Source organism: Methanosarcina sp. UBA289 (assembly GCA_002496565.1).
Classification (GTDB): Archaea; Halobacteriota; Methanosarcinia; order Methanosarcinales; family Methanosarcinaceae; genus Methanosarcina.
In genome coordinates, this window is the sequence record DAKJ01000024.1 from 137239 (window position 1) to 157457 (window position 20219).

General features: G+C 39.1%; 20 protein-coding genes. 11 read left to right on the forward strand and 9 right to left on the reverse strand.

Features of this window, described 5'->3' with window-relative positions:
• Window positions 1-4: 4 nt before the first annotated feature.
• The 3 genes from BP549_RS13640 to gatE all read right to left on the reverse strand — a co-directional run bounded on the left by BP549_RS13640 (window position 5) and on the right by gatE (window position 4421).
• The gene (locus tag BP549_RS13640; protein ID WP_292381479.1) at window positions 5-1486 is read right to left on the reverse strand and encodes an aldehyde dehydrogenase family protein; all 1482 of its coding nucleotides are present in this window, start codon (window positions 1484-1486) and stop codon (window positions 5-7) included.
• Window positions 1487-1792: 306 nt separating this feature from the next.
• Window positions 1793-2176, reverse strand: coding sequence for a response regulator (locus BP549_RS13645; protein ID WP_292372886.1), 384 nt, complete (start codon window positions 2174-2176; stop codon window positions 1793-1795).
• Between the two features lie 343 nt (window positions 2177-2519).
• A complete protein-coding gene (gatE, locus tag BP549_RS13650) occupies window positions 2520-4421 on the reverse strand; it encodes a Glu-tRNA(Gln) amidotransferase subunit GatE (RefSeq protein WP_292381482.1) in 1902 nt (633 codons plus the stop codon).
• Window positions 4422-4982: 561 nt separating this feature from the next.
• Here gatE and BP549_RS13655 point away from each other — a divergent pair.
• The 3 genes from BP549_RS13655 to BP549_RS13665 all read left to right on the forward strand — a co-directional run bounded on the left by BP549_RS13655 (window position 4983) and on the right by BP549_RS13665 (window position 7462).
• Window positions 4983-5177 carry a YwbE family protein gene (locus tag BP549_RS13655; RefSeq protein WP_292381483.1) on the forward strand — a complete coding sequence of 65 codons (195 nt, stop codon included), beginning with the start codon at window positions 4983-4985 and terminating at the stop codon, window positions 5175-5177.
• A gap of 151 nt (window positions 5178-5328) precedes the next feature.
• Window positions 5329-6138, forward strand: a complete 810-nt coding sequence (locus BP549_RS13660; RefSeq protein WP_292381485.1) for a DUF6544 family protein — start codon at window positions 5329-5331, stop codon at window positions 6136-6138.
• Window positions 6139-6760: 622 nt separating this feature from the next.
• Complete coding sequence (locus BP549_RS13665) at window positions 6761-7462, forward strand: pentapeptide repeat-containing protein (protein ID WP_292381488.1); 702 nt, start codon at window positions 6761-6763, stop codon at window positions 7460-7462.
• Between the two features lie 1293 nt (window positions 7463-8755).
• Here the strand turns inward: BP549_RS13665 and BP549_RS13670 are convergent.
• The gene (locus BP549_RS13670) at window positions 8756-9007 is read right to left on the reverse strand and encodes a DMT family transporter (protein WP_292372876.1); all 252 of its coding nucleotides are present in this window, start codon (window positions 9005-9007) and stop codon (window positions 8756-8758) included.
• 433 nt (window positions 9008-9440) lie between these two features.
• Between BP549_RS13670 and BP549_RS13675 the strand changes: the two genes are divergently transcribed.
• From BP549_RS13675 to BP549_RS13690, 4 genes are all read left to right on the forward strand, one after another.
• The gene (locus BP549_RS13675) at window positions 9441-9662 is read left to right on the forward strand and encodes a CxxC-x17-CxxC domain-containing protein (RefSeq protein ID WP_292372874.1); all 222 of its coding nucleotides are present in this window, start codon (window positions 9441-9443) and stop codon (window positions 9660-9662) included.
• Between the two features lie 312 nt (window positions 9663-9974).
• A complete protein-coding gene (locus BP549_RS13680) occupies window positions 9975-10181 on the forward strand; it encodes a CxxC-x17-CxxC domain-containing protein (protein WP_011307491.1) in 207 nt (68 codons plus the stop codon).
• Window positions 10182-10666: 485 nt separating this feature from the next.
• Window positions 10667-10990 (forward strand): translation initiation factor eIF-1A, encoded by a 324-nt coding sequence (eif1A, locus tag BP549_RS13685; RefSeq protein WP_292373278.1) that lies wholly within the window; start codon window positions 10667-10669, stop codon window positions 10988-10990.
• 564 nt (window positions 10991-11554) lie between these two features.
• Complete coding sequence (locus tag BP549_RS13690; RefSeq protein WP_292372865.1) at window positions 11555-11758, forward strand: CxxC-x17-CxxC domain-containing protein; 204 nt, start codon at window positions 11555-11557, stop codon at window positions 11756-11758.
• An 83-nt stretch (window positions 11759-11841) separates the two neighbouring features.
• On the opposite strand, the gene BP549_RS13695 is transcribed toward BP549_RS13690, so the two are convergent.
• Window positions 11842-12771, reverse strand: coding sequence for a putative manganese transporter (locus BP549_RS13695; RefSeq protein ID WP_292372863.1), 930 nt, complete (start codon window positions 12769-12771; stop codon window positions 11842-11844).
• Window positions 12772-13193: 422 nt separating this feature from the next.
• Here BP549_RS13695 and BP549_RS13700 point away from each other — a divergent pair, with 422 nt between their 5' ends.
• Window positions 13194-13703 (forward strand): nitroreductase family protein, encoded by a 510-nt coding sequence (locus tag BP549_RS13700; protein WP_292381489.1) that lies wholly within the window; start codon window positions 13194-13196, stop codon window positions 13701-13703.
• A 276-nt stretch (window positions 13704-13979) separates the two neighbouring features.
• Complete coding sequence (locus tag BP549_RS13705) at window positions 13980-15044, forward strand: hypothetical protein (RefSeq protein WP_292381490.1); 1065 nt, start codon at window positions 13980-13982, stop codon at window positions 15042-15044.
• Between the two features lie 200 nt (window positions 15045-15244).
• Here BP549_RS13705 and BP549_RS13710 read toward each other — a convergent pair whose 3' ends face one another.
• The 3 genes from BP549_RS13710 to BP549_RS13720 all read right to left on the reverse strand — a co-directional run bounded on the left by BP549_RS13710 (window position 15245) and on the right by BP549_RS13720 (window position 17466).
• Window positions 15245-16102 carry a 4Fe-4S binding protein gene (locus tag BP549_RS13710; RefSeq protein ID WP_292381493.1) on the reverse strand — a complete coding sequence of 286 codons (858 nt, stop codon included), beginning with the start codon at window positions 16100-16102 and terminating at the stop codon, window positions 15245-15247.
• Window positions 16103-16300: 198 nt separating this feature from the next.
• Window positions 16301-16639, reverse strand: coding sequence for a branched-chain amino acid transporter permease (locus BP549_RS13715; RefSeq protein ID WP_292381495.1), 339 nt, complete (start codon window positions 16637-16639; stop codon window positions 16301-16303).
• Window positions 16639-17466 carry an AzlC family ABC transporter permease gene (locus BP549_RS13720; protein WP_292381498.1) on the reverse strand — a complete coding sequence of 276 codons (828 nt, stop codon included), beginning with the start codon at window positions 17464-17466 and terminating at the stop codon, window positions 16639-16641. Before BP549_RS13720 ends, BP549_RS13715 begins: the two co-directional genes overlap by 1 nt.
• Window positions 17467-17848: 382 nt before the next feature.
• Between BP549_RS13720 and BP549_RS13725 the strand changes: the two genes are divergently transcribed.
• A complete protein-coding gene (locus tag BP549_RS13725) occupies window positions 17849-18352 on the forward strand; it encodes a Holliday junction resolvase-like protein (protein WP_292381501.1) in 504 nt (167 codons plus the stop codon).
• A gap of 823 nt (window positions 18353-19175) precedes the next feature.
• Here the strand turns inward: BP549_RS13725 and BP549_RS13730 are convergent.
• A complete protein-coding gene (locus BP549_RS13730) occupies window positions 19176-19331 on the reverse strand; it encodes a hypothetical protein (RefSeq protein ID WP_292372852.1) in 156 nt (51 codons plus the stop codon).
• A 175-nt stretch (window positions 19332-19506) separates the two neighbouring features.
• On the opposite strand from BP549_RS13730, the gene BP549_RS13735 reads away from it, so the two are divergent.
• The gene (locus BP549_RS13735; RefSeq protein WP_292381502.1) at window positions 19507-20028 is read left to right on the forward strand and encodes an NTPase; all 522 of its coding nucleotides are present in this window, start codon (window positions 19507-19509) and stop codon (window positions 20026-20028) included.
• Window positions 20029-20219 lie beyond the last annotated feature (191 nt).

A 20219-nucleotide genomic window follows, 5' to 3' on the forward strand; every position in this document is an offset into this window, starting at 1 on the left:
GACTTCATTCCGCTGAATCGATCTGGGCTTTTTGCAGCCTGCCGCTATAGTCGATGTATACGGCTTTTACCTCGGAGAACTCCTTGATAGCCTCGGTTCCAGCTTCCCGAAAACCGTTTCCTGTCCCTTTCACTCCCCCAAAGGGGAGATGTACTTCAGCCCCTATTGTAGGGGCATTAATATATGTGATTCCGGCTTCGATTTTTTCTATTGCCCTGAAAGCATTTCCAATATTTCCTGTATAGATTGCCGAAGAAAGCCCGTATTTAGTATTATTGGCAAGCTCGATTGCTTCTTCAAGGCCTGAAACCGTAAAGATCCCGAGTACTGGCCCGAAAATCTCTTCCTGTGCAATCCTCATTTCCGGCCTAACATCCGTAAATATTGTGGATTCAAAGAAATAACCCGGAAGTCCGGGATCTATTCTATTTCCCCCTGTAAGAAGAACTGCCCCTTCTTCTTTTCCTATTTTCACGTATCTTTCGATCTTCTCAAGCTGTGCTTTGTTGATTACAGGTCCGATATCCGTCTCAGGCAGGAGCCCGTCACCTATCCTGAGAGCTTTTGTTTTTGCAAGTAGCCTTTTTATAAATTCGTCCTTTATCTCCTCATGAAGAATTAGTCTACTTGTCGCAGTACAGCGCTGTCCGGTAGTCCCGAAAGCTCCCCACAATACTCCTTCAAGAGCCAGTTCAAGATCAGCATCATCCATGACAATTACCGGGTTTTTGCCTCCAAGTTCCAAAGAGACCCGTTTCATGGTTTTTGCACATTCTTCCATTATCCATTTCCCGGTATCAAGGCTGCCTGTAAAGGAAATAGCTTTTATTCGAGGGTGCTGGACTAAAGCTTTTCCCACAGTTCCTCCTGGTCCTGTTACCAGATTTATTACTCCGGGAGGCAAGCCTGCTTCAATAAGCGCCTCTATCAATTTGAGGGAAAGTAAGGGAGTATCACTTGCAGGTTTGAAAACGATTGCGTTTCCAGCTACAATGGCCGGCATTATCTTCCAGGCAGGAATTGCAATTGGAAAGTTCCAAGGCGTAATTAGACCAACGACACCTATCGGTCTCAGCACTGTCATGCAGAATTTTTCCTTGAGTTCGGAAGTCGTTGTTTCCCCAAGCATCCTCCTTCCTTCCCCAGCGGCATAATTTGTGATATCGATAGCTTCCTGTACATCTCCCCTTGTTTCAGGCAGAATCTTTCCCATCTCTTTTGTCATAAGGACAGCAAGTTCTTCCTTTCTTTCCTGCAGAATCCGGGCTGCTCTGAAGAGTACCTCAGCTCTTTTTGGAGTCGGGACCTTACTCCAGAGCCTGAACCCTGCTTCGGCAGCCTCAACTGCCTTGTCCACGTCCTCAGCTCCAGCTACCTGTACTGTTGCCAGGCTTTCCAGAGTAGACGGATTTATATCCTCAAAAACCTCTCCGGTTGACGAGTCTTTAAACTCTCCCCCTATAAACAGCTTGTACTCCTGAACCATACAATCCCCCTAAAAGGATGAATATACGAGGAAATAAATATATTCCAGCAATTTTTTCTTACAGAAGGTTTTCCAGGCCTGCAGGATAACCCTGCTTCTTATTAAGTAGGAAGAGAATTAATAAAGGCAACTAAATAAAGCTGGTTTCAAGCTCCTTAAAAGCCTGTAAAGAAAAATATTCAAAAACTGAATTAGCAACAGTTATTGACAATTTTAAACACACTCTAAATCTGGTTACTCTAAATCTGGTTACTCTAAATCTGGTTAAGAATTACCTCATGGCACAATGTTTTTCCTTTGTTCTTTTTAGAAGCTTGCACTGTTGCTGACAGCCTGCCAGATTCTCTTTGACAACTCGGAGTACTGAGCCTTTGGATCTCCTATTTTCTCTATAAAGGAATTTGCGCCATTTTCTATTGCCTGGTGCATCAGTTCGTCTCTGCCTACACCTGTGAACAGGATGAAGGGAGTATTAATCCTTTTGTCACGGATTGTTTTCAAAAACGTGATGCCATCCATTAAAGGCATATCATAGTCTGATACTACCACATCATAGGAGTATTTCTCCAGCCTTTGAAGGGCTTCTCTTGCAGAGTTTACAGTATCCGAAGTTATGTCATGGAAAACTTCTAAGAAGGTCTTTGATAACTCCAAAAACAAGGGGTCATCGTCTACAAGCAGTACTTTCATTGGATCTCTCCTTAGGTTATTATTTTATAACCTTAGTGTGGTTCATTACACAATTCACCATCTCCTAGAAATATGTACAGAAATCTCACCCACAACTACTTCTATCAATACAAATGTCTTAATTAATATAAAAAGTTATCTTCTTTCCTTCATATATTGGAGTTTCTACATATCTGAAGTGACGATAGATAATGAAATAAATAGTATTTCTTCAGAAGATCATGAATAAGAAATAATGAATAAGAAATAATGAATAAGAAATAATGAATAAGAAATAATGAGTAAGAAATAATGAGTAAGAAATAATGAATAAGAAATAAAGAATAAGGGATAAAGAAAGGATTTATCCCTGATTTATGAAACTATCCAGTTCTTTTTTCAGCATCTGGCTAAGGATTTTTCCATCGACCATGCCCCTGTATTCCTTCATGACAATACCCATGAGGGGACCAAGAGCTGCCGGACCTTTTTCCTTGATAAAGTCTCCTCTTTCCATGACGGTTTTTTTGATGAAGGTTTCGATTTCTTCGGGGTCAAAAGCACTGAGCCCAAGTTTTGAAATCGCTTCCGGAGTGCTCAGTTCAGGCTCTTTTGCAAGAGCGGATAAAAGGTCTTGGATGGCTTCTTTTGCGATTTCCTGATTTGAAATTGCTACAAAAAGCCCTTTGAAATGCTCATCTGTAAGGTTTTCGGTCTCTACCCCATTTCTCCGGATTTCCGGAACGATCCCGACAAGAGTTCTCGCAATGAGAGTTGAGTTTACGTTTGCATCTTTCCTGTAAATCTCTATTAGATCTTCAAAGAGAGGAAGATGCTTTGAATAAGCTATTTTTTCGGCAAGCTCTTTATTCAGGCCGTTTTCGGAGATAAAACGTTTCGCCCTTTCAGTAAGGAGTTCGGGAGTCTCAATCGAATCGAAATATTCCTGCGAGATTTCGATTTGAGGCACATCGGTTTCAGGGTACATCCTTGCAGCGCCAGGAAGGGGCCGCATATAGGCGGTATTTCCATCGGGAAGGGCTTTTCGAGTCTCCTCCGGAATTCCTTCTATGGCTTCTTTTGCCCTAGCAATAACCGCTTCGATTGCGAGCCTAGCTTTTTCGGGCTCGTCCGCAACCATTATTACGGCATCCCCTACAGATGCACCTATTGCGTCTCGGACAGTCTTGACTTCTTTTTCGGTTATCCCGTAGTTGGGAAGTTCGTCGGTGTGGAAAATCCCTCCTACACCCGCAGTCTTTGCCCGGTCTGAAAATTCGGTTCCGAGTCTTCTTCCTGGCTGTACTTCTTTGCCTACGAGCCCATCGAATTTCCTGAGAAGGGCTGCAAGGACTGCTCCTTTTTTCACGCCTTTTTGCAAGACCTTGGATTTTGTATCTACGAAAAGTCCTGTTACGTCATAGATTTCTTCGCAGACGAAGGCTTTTCTTTCCATAAGCTCCTGCCTGATAAAAAGGAGATTTAACTGTCTTTCAACTTCCCTGCGAACAATATCTTCTATGAGGTCAAGTGCCTGCACGCCTTTAATTTCGACTCTTGCACCTTCGGCAATTGAGATGTTTACATCCTGCCTGATCGTGCCAAGCCCTCTCTTTACTTTTCCTGTAGACCTGAGGAACATTCCTATCTGCTCGGCAACCTCTCTTGCCTGGCTAGGGGAAGTAATATCTGGCGCAGTTGCGATCTCCACAAGTGGAATTCCCAGCCTATCCAGGGAATAAATTATCGAGTCTCCGATTTCCTCTACTTTCTGGGCAGCTTCTTCTTCTACGCAGAGGCTGTCAATTCCGCAGCGCCCGTCAGAGGTCTCGATATATCCGTCGCTTGCAAGAAAAGCAGTCCTCTGAAACCCGCTCGTGTTTGACCCGTCGACCACAATCTTCCTCATAACGTGCATCTGGTCGACAGGTTTCATGTTGAAGAGTTTTGCAACCTCGAGGGAAATATCCAGGGCTTCCTTATTGAGTTCTCTTGGAGGCTCTTCATCATTTTCTACAAGGCAGGTAGTGTCATATGCCTTATAGACATACTTCCTCCGGATCTTGGTCTGCTCCACTGCAGCCCTGTCCTTTTCTCCCATCTCACTTTCCGTAGCCCTGAGATACCTGAAGAACTCAAAGTCCGAATCCTTGACATCCCTTATAATGGTCGGACACCTACAGAACAGCTTCTCCTTCGAATCAAGCTGCTGGTGAATTTCAAGCCCGGCTTTCAGCCCAAGTTCACTGTAATCGTATTTTTCCATATTTTCACCCGAATCTAAGCAGGAAGCGCCTTAATGCTCTTTAATTTCCTTATTTTCTTTAAATTTTCCTGAAATTTTTCTTAAATTCTCTTTAATTTTCCCTTCAGCCCTTTTTAATTCTCTTTCAAATCCGATCTTTCAAATCCAGCTCTTTTTGTTCTCCCTTCTGTTTTAAGTCCTTCGGCTCGTTAATTCCTCTCTCATTCAAACTCTTTTTGCGCTTGATTCCTCTCTTAGCTTTTTAGGTGCTGCAATGGCAATTCTCAATTGTTGAATAGCTGTTGAATAATTGTTGAGTAATAAGTTGAATGTAAAAGGTATGATAGAATGTATAAAGGTATCTCTGTATATAAGAGTGAAACAATTTGACCCACCAAGTAGTAAAAATCAGTAAAGAAATGCTGGCTACTTCCGCAGAGATATTCTTCTTGAAAAGTGTTTTAAGCATCGGACTTACCAAAAGGAGTCTCTTCTCGGATTATTCTTATATTCTATCGTCATTAAAATTTATTATTTTCTGGAAACCTACATCTTTATATAATCCCTAACTTACCTTCTGCCATGAGCAATGGTACTATTAGAGCAAACATTAAAGAAGGAATGAGTGTCGGAATTGTATTAAAAGCAGACCAGAAAACCGGAAAAATTACTCGGGGCGTCGTAAAGAGAATTTTAACCAATTCTTCAACGCATCCACACGGAATAAAAGTCCAGTTAACAAATGACCATGTTGGAAGAGTTAAGGAAATTTATTAAAAGTTGCAGGATAAGTGTTTTCGGAAATTGACATGTGGCCAATGGTAAGGAGGAACCGCCAACAACCATATATCTATTAATCTTATGTTGAAAATCTTATGTTGAACATGCACCCAATATTTAATGGAAAAAATGACAATGAGATAAAAACATGCTAAAATTTATTGCTTCAGATATGCTTTTTATTGCCGGTACGAAACTTGGCAGGGAAATCAAGAAAATATTTACACAGCATCAGCAGCAGAAGCCGGTCATCGTCACTGAAGAGATGCTGCGAAAACTGCCGGATCCGGTAAAAAGATATCTTAATTATACAGGGGTGGTTGGCAAGCCAATAGTACAAACGGTAAGGCTCAAGCAAGTCGGAAAAATCCGGAAAGATATCACACAACCGTGGATGAACTTTGAGGCAAAACAATATTATTCCGTAAGCCAGCCGGGTTTCGTCTGGATTGCATATATGAAAACTTTTGGTTTGCCACTGATGCGAGTGAGAGATTATTACCTCGAGGGCAGGGGCAATATTCTGGTGAAGGCGCTTTCATTATTCACAGTTGCAGATTCAGGAGGCGAGAAAATGGATCAGGGAGCTATGACTCGTTACCTTAACGAAATGATGTGGTTCCCATCGGCTTATCTGGGAAAAAACATTTCTTTCGAACCCATCGATGCCAGTTCAGCAAAAGTAACGTTGAAGGATATGGGTAAAAATATAACCGCAACTATGTACTTTGACGATGAGGGAAAATTGACAAATTTCATGGCTCCACGCTACAGGGACATGGGCAACGGTAAGTTTGAATTGGAAAACTGGTCTACTCCGATCAGAGGATACGGTGAATTTGAGGGACTTAGGCTTCCCATACAGGGTTCGGGCGTCTGGAATTTAAGAGAGGGCGATCTGGAATACATTGATGTAAAGATAACCGATTTAAAGTTTAATCCGGAAGATCCATATTGAAAAAATAAGCAAGAGAGCTAAGGCGTTTTCCATTATACTTTTGTAAGATTTAAATGTCTCATCCTGAGTTGCTATTTTTCATTATTCTCCAGGTGCTTTCATCAGCACCAGCATTCATATAGTAGTATATAATTAAATATATGACTATAAAACCCACATTCTGCAGTGGTTTTTCGAAAACCAATATTTTTTCCTAATAGGATTTTTGAAACCGATTAAATTAATTTTAACATATGCTGGAACTTGGCGAAAATTGAATGACATTGTTTTTGATCTCTAAATACACCATATTTTACTGCATAATGTGGGATCAAAATTCCAGCAGTTACAAAAACGCAGTTAGAGCTAAAAAAGGCAAAGATAAGTAAACGAATAAATACACCAATAAATACAAAATAAGGAAATATAAATATAAATCTTCTCCGTGGCAAACTCTCTTTTCAATGTTTTCTAAAATCACTGAAAAACCATCCTAAGTAGTATCATAACCAAAAGATAGTTATCATTTCTTATGGCTTGATATATCTAGACTATATATCTATATAATTTTAAAAATAAATTTTGAACAAAAGATATCTTGGTATAGTAATGTTTATTTTAGTTCAAAGCCAATTAATTATAAATGAATATTCCTGAAAGAAAATATCTTAGGGGAGCTAACCTTATAGGGGCTGACCTTCGAGAGGCTAATCTTGAAGAGGCTAATCTCATAAAGGCTAACCTTGAAGGAGCAGATCTCAGAGGCGCTAATCTTCGAGGGGCTGATCTTCGAGGGGCTAACCTTTCAAATGCTCATCTCCTGGGCGGAAAAGGAGCTGACCTTGAAAAGGCTAACCTTGTAAAAGCTAACCTTGTAAAAGCTAACCTTGAAGGTACTGACCTTATAAAGGCAAACCTTCAAGCTGCTGACCTTGAAGAGGCTAACCTTCAATTGGCCAACATTCATTTGGCTAATCTTGGAGGGGCTGACCTTCGAGGGGCTAATCTTCAGGTGGCTAACCTCCAAAGGGCTGATCTTCACGGTGCCAATCTTCAAGATGCTGACCTTTATGGAGCTGACCTTCAGGATACCAATCTTACAAAAGCTAATCTTCAGGGGGCTAGCCTTATTAAGGCTAATCTTTACGGAGCTGATCTTCTAGATACTAACTTCCAAGAGACTAACCTTGAAGGAGCTAATTTATGTCATGCAAAAAATGTATCAGTTGACCAGCTTTCTAAAGTGAAAACCCTTTATAATGCAAAATTAGACGAAGAGATCTTAATACCACTAAAAGAAAAGTACCCTGCTCTTTTAGAAGTACCAGATTCTTTTCTATTATGAAATCTATTCCCTATGAATGGATTGCACACAGAACAAAATAACAAAAGTATTTCTCCCTTTTAAAAATATTGTTGAATTCGCACTTTTTTAATATTACCTTTTTAATATTATCTTTTTAATATTATCTTTTTAATATTATCTTTTTAATATTATCTTTTTAATATTATCTTTTTAATGTTTCTTCTTGAAGATAGTAATTATCTTCTAGGAGAGAGTAATTTTAAGGAGAAATGTGCCCTAATTGTGACTCTCAGCTGTGTTAACTGCAGACAGCTTATTCGGGGCTCTTTATGGAACTTTGAGGCCGTAGACTAATAATTAAGTCTATCGGAGAAGATTTATCGATTCATTTATTTTTTCAGTTATTCTAACAAATATAACCGATAATATAAGGAGAACTAATAATTGAAATTCTTATTTTGAATTCCCGTGCCCTTTTTTAACTATTATTCTAGTTCCTGTATATTATTTTTTAATCATGAATTTTCTTCACCTTTTATAAAGGAAAATAAAGTATCATCAAGTTTTAAAGCCTCGGTTTAGAGTAATATCTAGATTATTGAATAAAAATCTAGATTATTGAATAAAAGTATACTTATATTTTAATTTTGCAATATAATATTTAGTCCCAGCTTGCCTTTCTAAAATGAAGGTAAAAGTTGATAGGCGATAAAATGAGAATTTAAAGATCTTTATCCTTTATATTTTAAAGATCTTTCTTAAGAAGAAAAATTCCAAAAACGTTGAATACTTCGAAAAGTTGAAAAAAGTGAACTTTAGGGAAGTTCATACAAATACGCGGCACCTGCTGTTTTTCATAACACCATGACTGCCTCGGATTCCTTTTGGAGTCCCTGAAACAGGAATCGCTAATAATCCCTTGCAGGCAACCCGTCAGCGGCCCTTATATATTTAAGCGGTTGTACGACAGTAAAATTACGGTTGCCGTATTTTATTGTAGGGGCTTAGACATGCAGGTCAAACCGCAAGGATCGACTGTAGGACTGAAAACCCAAAATGAAACGGTTGCGAGGCGGTGTCAAGTACTGTGTCAATGAGGGTTATGTTCCTTACATCAAAGAATTTTTCAGACAGTTCCTGAGGGCGGTTTCAGGGGCCATCTGAAATATCTTTCTTATTTTTAGGTAATTTTTTCAGGATAAGATGATATAAAGAAATATGCTTTCAGAATAATATTATGTTTTTTTAGGATTATTTAGATCATTTTGTACTTAGATTAAGCCCAATTATCCCTACTACGACAACAAAAAGAGAAACAACTTTTTAAAGCATTTACAGGCTCCTGAACCCGAAAATTCCGATCACAGTGATAAGCGCTGTCACGAGCCTTGCCCAGACTGCGTATGCAATGCTGATATCCATGCCTTTAATGACCAGAGTAAATAAGAAGAAACTGATCGCATAAAACGCAAAAATCAAAATTGAAGGCAGTAATCTTAAAAAACCTTGTGAAAGTTCCATACAGGTAGTTCCGCAGACCTCAAATAAAATTGCCAGTAAAAGCAGGTAATAAGAGTTTGTCATTTTATTATTTCTTATCTCTTTATTTTTTATTTTTTTCTTATATCTCTCTCATATTCATTATTTATCACCTGCTTGTTAGGATCAATCGGCAAATTTTTACTTATATTTTACAGAGTTATACCTTTCCATAGCCCGAAAAAAGGCTAATATATCCGAATTTTCGTCAAAATTGTTATATTTAATTTTTTTCCAATAAAATCAGCAATATAAGATCCAGAAAGCTTTCTTTCGTTTGCAGGTCTTTATTTTTAGAATTCTAAATTCTTTGCAGATATATTTATATATGATAAATGCTTGGGAAATAGTGGTAGTAAAAATAAAGAGTCATATAATCTGTTATTAAAAACTTATTTTTGTTTTTAATAAAAGAATGTATAGATCTTATTTTTATAGCAACCTACACGAATCCGCTATAAGCGGAGGTGAAACGAAAATGAGTTTTAATGACAGAGGGAACTCTTTCAGGGGAAGAGACAACAACCGGGGAAACAGAGATAACAACCGTGGAGGTTTCAGAGGTGGCAACAGTGGCCCCAGAGAAATGCATTCCGCAGTTTGTTCTGACTGTGGTGTAGAGACACAGGTTCCATTCAAGCCAGCTGAAGGAAGACCAGTTTACTGCAGAGACTGCCTACCAAACCACAGAAAGTTCTAATTCCAGAAATTCCAGAATTTTCTCTTTTTATCATATCACTGGAAAACCTCCTGTAACAGGGGTTTCCAAACTCCTTTTATTCTAATGTATAATCTTACACGACATGGTTTTTCTCTTTGAAGAAGCAGCTTCTATTTTTTTGGTTTTAGTGGATTAATCTTATATAGTATGGAAATAGTTATATATTTTGTAAAAATAATGAGACATATAATCTGTTATTAAAAACTCCGTTTTTGTTTTTAAATAATAAGTTATATCTGATCATGTTTTTATCTAATACATGTATCCGCAATAGGTGGAGGTGAAACGAAAATGGGTTTTAATGACAGAGGAAATTCTTACCGTGGAGGCAACCGAAATAGTGGCCGCGGGGGTTTCAGAGGCGGCAACAGCGGTCCCAGAGAAATGCACAAGGTTATCTGTTCTGACTGCGGTGTTGAGACTGAAGTTCCATTCAAACCGACAGAAGGACGACCGGTTTATTGCAGGGATTGCCTGCCTAACCACAGAAAGTTTTAAACAAAACTTCTTAACATAATATTAAAGTAAAGTGTTGATTATTAACTATCAGCATTTGCTTCACTTTTTATTATGTGTTTTACCATATGGCTGGTAAAGTGCATTAGAACTCTGAACTTTTATCAATTTAGCACTTGTTCGTTTAGTGGGATATCATCTCGTTTGCACGTATTTTTATAGAGAATTATTGTATAAAAAATGCTCTAAAGGGTTTTGAAGAACTTCTCAGCATGTAAGTCAAACAGTAACTGAAGGATCTTTAAGGATCTTTGGAATATGAAAGTTTCCTGAGGTTCAGGGCTTTTCAGAGATTCTAGATTTCCAAGGATTTCTTTAATACCTGTCTATTTACGAGCCTCAACTCAAAGTATGTGAAGCAGCCACAGACACAGAAGGTTGGAAACTTCAACAAAATAAAGCAAATCCTAACAAAAAATAGACGAGTAATACCAAGAGGAATTAACCTGGCAAATTATCGAAGTAATATAAGAAAAAGAAAAGCAGGAACTGGACGTAACGTACCCACTACTCAGGAAGTAACAAGAGTACGCACACCACGTAAAGAGAACCACGAAGTTCTAGCAACAGTATCAAGTTTACTTGGCTCAAAAAGAGTTACATTGCAGTGTATGGATGGTATAGTCCGAATGGGCCGTATTCCCGGATCCAAAAACAAAAAAATGTGGATTCACGAGGGAGATGTAGTAATTGTCGCTCCCTGGGAAATTCAGGATTCCAAAGCCGATGTGATCTGGAAATATACAAGACCCCAGGTAGAATGGCTTGAGAGAAGAGGGTACCTCAAATAAGTACCCGACCCCACAGTAAAATTTTATAAAATTAGTTTGCTCTTACTACTCTGGTTTTAACCAGTTTTCGGTTAAACCTCTCTTCTCTTACATATTCCCTTCAAATATTTATTTTTAATTTCCTCAGCTTACCTTTAAGCCCTCAACTTAATTTTAATTTTTTCCAATATCTCTTAATTTTTTCTAGCTTGCTTTAATTCCTTCAAATATTTGTTTTTTTAACTTTCCTTCCTTTAATCCCTCTAACTTATTATTTTATTTCTCAATTTTCCTTTATATATACAATAGAATTCAACTTGCAATTTTAATCTCTGTCCTCAAGAGATTGTCTGGAAAATTTCAAAAATTGGGTTAAATAAGGCATCTCTAATGTAGCATCACTTTAGGTATGATCTTGATTTTTATGAGTAAAACTTATATAATTTGACTGTATACTAATAGCATTAAAAATAAAGAGATGTATAATCTGTTATTAAAAACTAGTTTCTGTTTTTAATCAAAGAGTAATATACAGCCTTATTTTTAAACTATTGACTATCCGCTGTAAGCGGAGGTGAAAAGAAAATGGCTTTTAATGACAGAGGAAATTCCTTCAGGGGCAGAGACAGCAACCGTGGAGGTTTCGGAGCTCCCAGGGAAATGCACACCGCTATCTGTTCTGATTGTGGCGCTGAAACCGAAGTACCTTTCAGGCCTGACCCTGACAGACCAGTCTACTGCAGAGACTGTCTTCCTAACCACAGGAAACCCAGAGAAAACAGATACTAATATCAGGTTAACTCAAAAAGTCCTATTTTTATAAATTATGTCCGTTTCGTTTAGCTTGACCAGGCAAAACGGACTTCCTTCTTTTATAACTCATATTGGATAATATATCCCGCTGAAACACTTATAACAAATAATAGAAGCAATATGATCAATACATCCTTCTTATCTTTTTCTTCTTTAAACAAGACTAATAATCCTACACCGCCACTAGCGCAGAGTCCAGCAATCACTGAGCCATAAGTAATAACACCTTTGAGATACAACATCGTTATCGCGACAGAAGCAGCACAATTTGGAATAAGTCCGAATAACGCCACTAAAAACGGTTGGAAAACACTATTTACTAAAAATATTTCTTTGAAAGTTTCTTCACCCATTTGAGCAAAAGCAAAATTTATTGCAAACGAAACACTAAAAATAAAAATAAAAACATTGACTGTATGGATTATTGGGTGAAGGATAACCTCTTTTGGATTAAATTTTAATGAAGAAGGGCTTGCGCTGTGACCACAGCAAGCTTTTTCTTCTAGGATTGTTTCATGATCATGATATTCGTCATCATATCCTTCTGCATATGCCTTTATATGGGCTAAGATCTCCCTGTTCGATTTTCTAAAAGCAAAATCAACAGCATATCCACCGATTAAAGCGATAATAATTTTTGTAATTATCAGAGGCACAATAATTTTAGCCTTTTCTGGTTGAGAAAGAATTATCGGAATTGCCTCGTCTGAAGTGGACAAATAAACAGCAAGTAAAGTACCAATAGTGATTAGCCTTTGCGTGTATAGAGCCGAAGCGACAACAGATATTCCACACTGAGGGAAACTACCTGTCACCGCTCCTATAGCAGGTCCAAATATTCCAGCCTTTTGTACCGCTTCTCTGATATTGTTTGCATATTTATATTCAACTAACTCAATTCCAACGAAAATAATAAAAAGTAATGGAATCATTTTTGCGCTGTCTGTTAAAGCTTCCAAGAAAATATCAAACAAATGAGCTACTTCCATCTAATGGCCTCTACTTCGATTTAGTATTCCATTGTTCTCGGGTTTCTTTGTTCTTCACTGCACCAAATTTGGGAAGTAAACCTTCGTAACCTTTCTCATCCTATCGATTTTGCCAATAATCTATTCTCTTAGTGAATCCTAGTCTGGAAGTTTCTTCTTCAATATTCTCAATATAGTCTTCCCAATATCTAAATCGAATAAAGTATAACTCTTGCTGAACTACTCTTGTTGAACTTTCTTATTTTATTCTATCTTTATGCGACAATTAAGTTGATCCAGAGATTTTTTAATAAGATATTCCCCTGGAATTTTTCAGATATATAATTATACTTTTATAAATGTATATAATTTATGTGAAAATTAGACTCTCCAACAATAACATTTATCCATTATAAAAAAGATTAGAGATCGGGGGAATTTTTATGGAAACAATGGACGCAATTTTTACCAGGAGAAGTATCCGCAAATACTTATCAGACTCGGTAAATCGGAATATGATTGAGAACGTTATAAAAGCCGGAATGAACGCACCGTCTGCAGGAGACGAACAGCCCTGGCATTTCATTATAATTGATCAATACGATCTGCTTGATAAAATCTCAGAGTTACATCCATATGCAAAAATGCTGAAGAATACTCCGGCTGCAGTGCTTGTGTGTGGGGATCAGCGCGCTCCTAAATTCAAAGATTTCTGGATTCAGGATTGCTCGGCTGCAAGCCAAAACATGCTGCTTGCCGCTCACGATCTAGGGCTTGGAGCCGTCTGGATCGGAGTTTATCCTGTTGAAAAGATGATCCTTGAATTAAGAGGTTTGTTAAATATTCCGGCACATGTAACTCCGTTTTCTATTATTGCAATGGGCTATCCAGCAGAGGAAAAATCAGGTAGAATGAGGTACGATACTTCCAGAATCCATAGTAACTCCTGGTAAATTTCCGAATCTGCCGAAGCCAGAATAATACTGACTGGAATCATGCTGGCCTCAAGCTAAATTCCTGAAGGTATGTACTTTATTGATGTAACTTATACCTTTATTATTTTTGCTGAACCTCATTTACTTTTTATTCTCCGAATTGAACTTTAATATTAATTATTAGAAATTTTTTAGAAACATTCATTAATTTAAGGAGATAATTAAGTGTAAAATTAAAAAATAATGTAGATTAAGTGTGAAATCTTAAGTAGTAGTGCAAAAGAGGACTGGTTTATGAAAAAGAAGTTGATATCAAGTCTTATTTTTCTTATAATTCTTTTTGCTGCACTGCCTTATTCAGCCGGAGCTGCCAATGAAAATCTTCTTAAATATACAAGCTCCGGAAACGCTTTTGGAGGCGGAGAAAATCTTCAGATTGACCAGGATATTCAGGGAGACCTGGTGCTTGCAGGGTCCAGGCTCGAAATAAACGGGAACACGGGAGACGATTTCCTGGGTGCAGGCGGGGAGATAATTGTTAATGGAAACGTTTCAGGAAACATTATCGCAGCCGGAGGCTCTATTCGGGTAAATGGAAATGTAGGTGAAGATGTTGCAGCATTCGGCGGCCAGATTTTTCTTTCTCGGGACAGCGTGGTTGAAGGGGATATCCTCCTGGGCGGAGGAGAAGTAACGCTTGATGGGATTGTTAACGGAAATGGGGAGGTCTCAACAGGCACCCTCAAAACCGGAGATGGCTTCAAGCTTAAAGGAAATCTTTCACTTCAAGCCGATAATTACCCATCCAATCTAAAAGATAAGGTTGGGGGAAACCTGAATATTACACAGGTAAATGTGAAGGAAGAACAATATGAAAGTGTTTCCGAAGGGTTTAGCATCTTCTCTTTCATCTTCGGGCTGCTCGCGTCCCTGGTTCTGGGTCTGATCCTTATCTATCTTTTCCCGAATTTTGTAAGCGGGCTTGCAGAGATTCTAAAAGATTCGCCTTTGAAGACGGGAATATTGGGCTTTCTGGCTCTAATTTTCCTTCCAGTAATCTCGGTAATTCTACTTTTTACTTTCTTTGGGTGGAGTCTTTCAGTTCTGATTATTCTGCTCCTGATACTTGTGCTTCTTATTGCTACAGTACCTGTGAAACTGCTTGCAGGCAAGGTAATCTATAATAAAATCTTAAAAAAGGACGCCGGAAAAATGGTATACTATCTTGTCGGAGCAGTTATATTTGCAATTGCATATGAAATTCCCTTATTGGGAGGACTTATACGTTTTATTGCACTCGTCATAGGATTAGGGGCAATAGTAGCCTGGCTTGCAATTCGAGCAAGACCGACAAGTTAAGCAGGCAGGCTTTACAAGTGGCAAAAATTTCAATTTTTTCTGTCCATTTGGCTTTAAGGCATATCTTGAATTAATTAAAAAATCTGAAAATTTAGAGCTAATTTGAAAATTTGGAGAAAATTCTGAGAAAATTTGGAAAAAATCTGGAAGTTTGAAGACTACCTGGGAGTTGGAGAAAAACTGAAAAAGGGAGGAAAATTTCAGGAAAGAACTTCTTCCCTGTATTTCTCGAATCCCATTCTTTCAAGAAGTTCTCCGAACCTCTCTCCGTCAAGGCCTTCTCTCCTGTAATACTCAAAGGTTTTTTCAAGGACTGAGAAAAGCTGCTCCTCGTCTGCAAGTTCAAGAAGCTTTATCCCTTGCATAGGCTGGCGCCCTGCCTTGCCTCCGACAAAGATCGTGCATCCGGTTTTTTCTGCTCTCAGGGCATCTTTCCGGCAGGCTGCAATACATGCTCCGCAGAGTATGCATTTTTCTGTATCTATACAGGCTTTATCTTCCAGGACTTTTATTGCTCCCACCTTACATGCCTTTTCACAGCGCTTGCAGCCCACACAATTTTCCTCGATAGTTTCAGGCCTTACATTGCCCATGATCCCGAAATCGTTTTCCTGAGGCCTTACGCAGGCCGAAGGGCAACCTGTTACTGCAATCTTGAGTTTTTTAGGGACAGCTTCCCCGAAGTATTTCTCATCGATCTTGCATGCTATGCTCTCGCAGTTGATCAACCCGTTTCTGCAGACCCTATCTCCCTGACAGGCGACCACGGCTCTTACCCTTTTTCCTGCAGAGCCTCCTGAAATACCCTGCTTTTCAAGTTCATTGTTTGCTGCTTCCGCATCTTCAAGTTTAACAAAAGGAACCTCAATCTGCTGCCTTGAGGTTATGTGGATATAGCCAGATCCATATTTCTCGGCTGCATCTGCAATTGCCCGCAAATTTTCGGCGTCCAGGTTTCCACTTACAACCTTCAGCCGCATTGAAAACATATTTTCCTGTCTCTGGGGTAGAAATCCTTTACTTTTAAGTAAAGACACATCTATTTTTTTTTCACTCATATAAGATCACTCGTTTAAAAAACAAATATTCTTGATGTATATATATTTATTGTATATTATCCATCTTTATTAATATATTTAATCATTTACCCGACTTTGATAATTTGAAAAATTGGGACGTGGATCTATACCCGAGAAAACAAGAGATTTGGATCAGGTAAGACAAGATAACTTGATCGTTGAATATGGGAGAAAAAGTCAAAGGAAAGAAAAGGCGTTGAACTGCACGAGTACCATATAAAGCGTAGTCCCTGTAAAGATGCTGAGCATGGCATTTCGTTTCCAGAAGTGCAGCCCGGCAACGACACCTATGGTTAATAATTCAGGAATCCCATACGGAGCTGTCAGCCATTGCACGTCCTTTAAGCAGTAGATCACAAGTAGCAGGAGGATCATAGGAGGCAGATTTTTTTCAATAACCGAAAGCATCGCAGGAGGTTCCCTTGAGCCAAAACAAATGAACGGGAGAGCCCGCGTTGCAAAAGTCGCAAGAGCTATAACCGCAATAGTTATGAACATTTGAAGGGTGTCCAGCATTAGCTTTTCTCCTTTATTTTGCCTTCAACAGGTTGTGAAGATGAATTGATCGGCCTAATTTCCTTTTCAGAAGTTCCCTGTGTTTTCTGGGTCTTCTGCGCTTTCTGGACTTTCTGCATTGACTTTTCCCTGCCAATCAGGATCAGAGTTCCAAGAACAATTGAGGCAAGCAGCATATTGTCAGGGTTGAAAAGAATAAGGGAAAGTGTTCCTGCACTCACGGCAGCTATGAAGGGAAAACGTGCCTCTGAGTTGAAATATTGCTCTATGGTAAGCACCACGAATAGCGCAGTCAGAACAAAACTCATTCCTTCAAGATTAAGGTCCAGGACAGAACCAAGTGTAGCTCCTAGCACGGAACCTGCAATCCAGTAGAGGTGGTCAAGGGCTGCAATATAAAAATAAAATCTTGACTTTGAGCTGCCCTGCAGGACATCTGTTGTGGTCAGGAGAGCATACGTTTCGTCGGTTAAAGCAAAGATCAGGTAAGGTTTGACCCTGCCGACTCCGGAAAACTTCTCAAGCAGTGACAGCCCGTAAAAAGCGTGCCTGAAATTGAGGAGCAGCGTGGCTATGGCAAACTCAGTTAGTCCTGCGCCGGCAGCAAGTAAAGCTACTGCCAGAAATTGACCCGAGCCTGCATAGACAAAGAGGCTCATAATAAAAGCATAGATCCAATGGTATCCTGCTCCGTCAAGCAGAAACCCGAAAGCCATTCCGAGGGGTATGTATCCAAGAAGCACAGGAACTGTGGTCTTGAAGGCGATGATGAAAAGATCTTTATTTTGCTTGCCTGCTTCCTTTTTGTCTTTCCAGTTTCTGACCATGCTATCTATCTTCTGCTACCCGTGCCATAATTCCTTTTGAAAAATGAAAAACAGGAATTATATTTCTCATATATATCTTTTGCCAGTATAGAATTACTTCCGGGAAAATGAATTTTCAGTCTGCCCATGGGTAGATATGAAATCTTCCAGAAAAGGAGTCTTCGGATAAAAAGAAAGTTCTGCTGGAACTTTTAAATATTTATAGCTATTTATAGAGCCTGAAATTGTTAGCCCATTCATTTATTCTTTTAGGATTTATTTCTTAATAATTTCCTGATAATCTCTGTAAGTTCTCAATAATTTATATTGATTCTCACTTAGATTCTCACAGATTCTAACTTAATTCCGTTCTAATCCCTCAAACCTTTTTGGAGAAATAACAGTGGATGACTGGATTATTTTAACCCTTATTCTTTTCCTTGGCCTTCTTGCAGCTTATCTACTTTTTAAATATATTGCTCTCAAAGGCCGAACCGAGTCCCGTGCCAGAGAGCTGTACGAAACCTGGCAGGCGAAGGAGATGGAACGCCAGGTTTCCGAAAAAGCCGAAAATCTCTTCAGGGCCTGGAAGCTTGATGAGGAGAAAAAGATTCGCCAGGATGCCGTAAAGAAAAGTGAAGCCGTTATCCGGGGCAAGGTTACAGAACACCTTATCCCTTATTTCCCGGATTTTGAGTACAATCCCAAGGATGCACGTTTCCTCGGTACTCCTGTGGATTTCATTGTTTTTGACGGCCTTTCAGAGGGAGAAATGAATAAGGTGGTTTTTGTCGAGGTCAAATCCGGAAAAACCGGAACTCTTTCCCCGAGAGAAAAGCTTGTCAGGGACTGCATAGGTAGAGGAAAAGTAAGCTATGAGATCATCCACAACAGGGAAAACAATTGAGTGATTTATTCCCTTTTTCTGGATTTAGTTAATTGCTGCTCTTCTTAGCCCCGGACTCTCACCTGTCGCAAGCGATCGGCTTTTCCGAAAAACGAATGAAAATATGTAAACCCAAAAGAGAAGGAATTATTTTTGGAAAAATTACGCTGAAGAATTCTGCCACATCTCAAATGTGTGGTACGAAAGAATTCCCAAATAATGCAGGAGAGCAATGGTAAGTGCTACAAAGCTGAGGATCAAAAACAAACCGTATATCCGCCGTATAAGCCGATATTTCCCTTCCAGGATTCTGAGCTCAAAATCCCGGCTGGCTTTAATTTCCCCATTTTCCAGAATTGAAGCCTGGTACAGACTGCGGAAATCTACAGTACTTTTGATATTTTGCAGATCGAGGGAATAATAGTCCAGAAGAAACTCCTCCTCAGTAACAAAAATCAGAAACTATCATCTATAGGAAATTGTCAATATATAACTTTGTTTTTATTGTCTGGTTAGAATATAAATACAAAAAACAAAATATCTATTAAAAAATCTAGGATAAATAAATTAATGGTGATAAAAACAAATTAACAGTAATATCAGAAAAACGAGCTGCCCACTGCTAAAGAAGAGCTGGATATTTTACCTCAATTCTTTCCAGGGCGGGAGAGATTTGATCTCCCATTCAATCAAAGCCGATCAGTTCCAGCCGCGCCTCGGTGCGGGACAAGAACGGTCTGGATATACTTTTCTGGTTGTTCCGTGATAATGTCAACAGGTTAAGAAGGGAGCGTCGAAAAAAGTAAAATCTGGATAATCTGGAAATTTGTCTCTCTTTATCTCTTCACTCCAGCTTCCCCTCTGGCATATAGCACCCAAAATAGGTATTTTGCTCTACTTTCTTCAGGATATTATTAATGTTTTCAAGCGTGGCTTCCATCCTTTCCATCCTCTTTTCAATTTCCTCGATTCTAGCAAGAATTTCCTGGTCTGTAGTCATAATTTCAATCCCATGTATTTTTTACAATTTAGTTTAATAGAAGCTTTTGATGTGTATTCCAGTGTATATTCTGCAATCATTTTATAGTCAACGTAAAAACTCACCGCTGGCTGATTTAAGTAAAATAAAGGTACATTTTTCTGGATAATGGGAATATAAAGGGGGACAAAAAACCATGCTGAGAATTGCAATAACCGGCAGTCCGGGTATTGGAAAATCAACAGTTGTGGCAAAAGCTGCTGAAAAACTTGCCGACAAGCCGGGCTTCAAAATAGGCGGCATCCGGACTGCCGAAATCCGGAAAGAAGGGCAGAGGGAAGGTTTTTCAATCAGGGACCTTGCTACCGGAAAAACCGGAGTCCTGAGCAGCGTCAGAGGAAGTGGACAGAGAGTTGGAAAATATCATGTCAACCTGGAAGAACTTGAAAAGATCGGGGCAAATGCTCTCAGGAATGCCCTGGACTGTGACCTGATAGTTATCGATGAGGTCGGGCCGATGGAGCTCAAATCCGAAGCTTTCGTTTCGGCAGTTGAAAAAGTCCTGGAATCCGATAAACCGGTTCTTGCAGTGCTGCATCGGTCAAGCAGTCACCAGCTGGCTCAGAGGATGAGGAAAGAATTCGAGGTTTTGATGGTTAATGAGGAAAACCGGGATGAACTGCCCGAAAAAATAGCAAACTGCTTCAGGGAAATGTGATGAAACTGATCCTCCTCGTCCCGCCTGTCGCTATTAACAGAAAGTATCGTATTCTGTACCGGAAATATTTACGGAACAATCTCGTCCGAGTTCAGGGTGCACTTCAGAGTTTCCTATCTGATCAAAGAAAAGTAAACTACTAAGATAAATAAGTTGCTCGAATAAAGTAAGCTTCTCGGATAAGCAGAGCC

Excerpts from the sequence above, each read along its gene's own strand:
- BP549_RS13640 (WP_292381479.1), bottom strand. The coding sequence starts at position 1,486 with ATGGTTCAGGAGTACAAGCTGTTTATAGGGGGAGAGTTTAAAGACTCG.
- BP549_RS13645 (WP_292372886.1), bottom strand. The coding sequence starts at position 2,176 with ATGAAAGTACTGCTTGTAGACGATGACCCCTTGTTTTTGGAGTTATCA.
- gatE (WP_292381482.1), bottom strand. The coding sequence starts at position 4,421 with ATGGAAAAATACGATTACAGTGAACTTGGGCTGAAAGCCGGGCTTGAA.
- BP549_RS13655 (WP_292381483.1), top strand. The coding sequence starts at position 4,983 with ATGAGCAATGGTACTATTAGAGCAAACATTAAAGAAGGAATGAGTGTC.
- BP549_RS13660 (WP_292381485.1), top strand. The coding sequence starts at position 5,329 with ATGCTAAAATTTATTGCTTCAGATATGCTTTTTATTGCCGGTACGAAA.
- BP549_RS13665 (WP_292381488.1), top strand. The coding sequence starts at position 6,761 with ATGAATATTCCTGAAAGAAAATATCTTAGGGGAGCTAACCTTATAGGG.
- BP549_RS13670 (WP_292372876.1), bottom strand. The coding sequence starts at position 9,007 with ATGACAAACTCTTATTACCTGCTTTTACTGGCAATTTTATTTGAGGTC.
- BP549_RS13675 (WP_292372874.1), top strand. The coding sequence starts at position 9,441 with ATGAGTTTTAATGACAGAGGGAACTCTTTCAGGGGAAGAGACAACAAC.
- BP549_RS13680 (WP_011307491.1), top strand. The coding sequence starts at position 9,975 with ATGGGTTTTAATGACAGAGGAAATTCTTACCGTGGAGGCAACCGAAAT.
- BP549_RS13690 (WP_292372865.1), top strand. The coding sequence starts at position 11,555 with ATGGCTTTTAATGACAGAGGAAATTCCTTCAGGGGCAGAGACAGCAAC.
- BP549_RS13695 (WP_292372863.1), bottom strand. The coding sequence starts at position 12,771 with ATGGAAGTAGCTCATTTGTTTGATATTTTCTTGGAAGCTTTAACAGAC.
- BP549_RS13700 (WP_292381489.1), top strand. The coding sequence starts at position 13,194 with ATGGAAACAATGGACGCAATTTTTACCAGGAGAAGTATCCGCAAATAC.
- BP549_RS13705 (WP_292381490.1), top strand. The coding sequence starts at position 13,980 with ATGAAAAAGAAGTTGATATCAAGTCTTATTTTTCTTATAATTCTTTTT.
- BP549_RS13710 (WP_292381493.1), bottom strand. The coding sequence starts at position 16,102 with ATGAGTGAAAAAAAAATAGATGTGTCTTTACTTAAAAGTAAAGGATTT.
- BP549_RS13715 (WP_292381495.1), bottom strand. The coding sequence starts at position 16,639 with ATGCTGGACACCCTTCAAATGTTCATAACTATTGCGGTTATAGCTCTT.
- BP549_RS13720 (WP_292381498.1), bottom strand. The coding sequence starts at position 17,466 with ATGGTCAGAAACTGGAAAGACAAAAAGGAAGCAGGCAAGCAAAATAAA.
- BP549_RS13730 (WP_292372852.1), bottom strand. The coding sequence starts at position 19,331 with ATGACTACAGACCAGGAAATTCTTGCTAGAATCGAGGAAATTGAAAAG.
- BP549_RS13735 (WP_292381502.1), top strand. The coding sequence starts at position 19,507 with ATGCTGAGAATTGCAATAACCGGCAGTCCGGGTATTGGAAAATCAACA.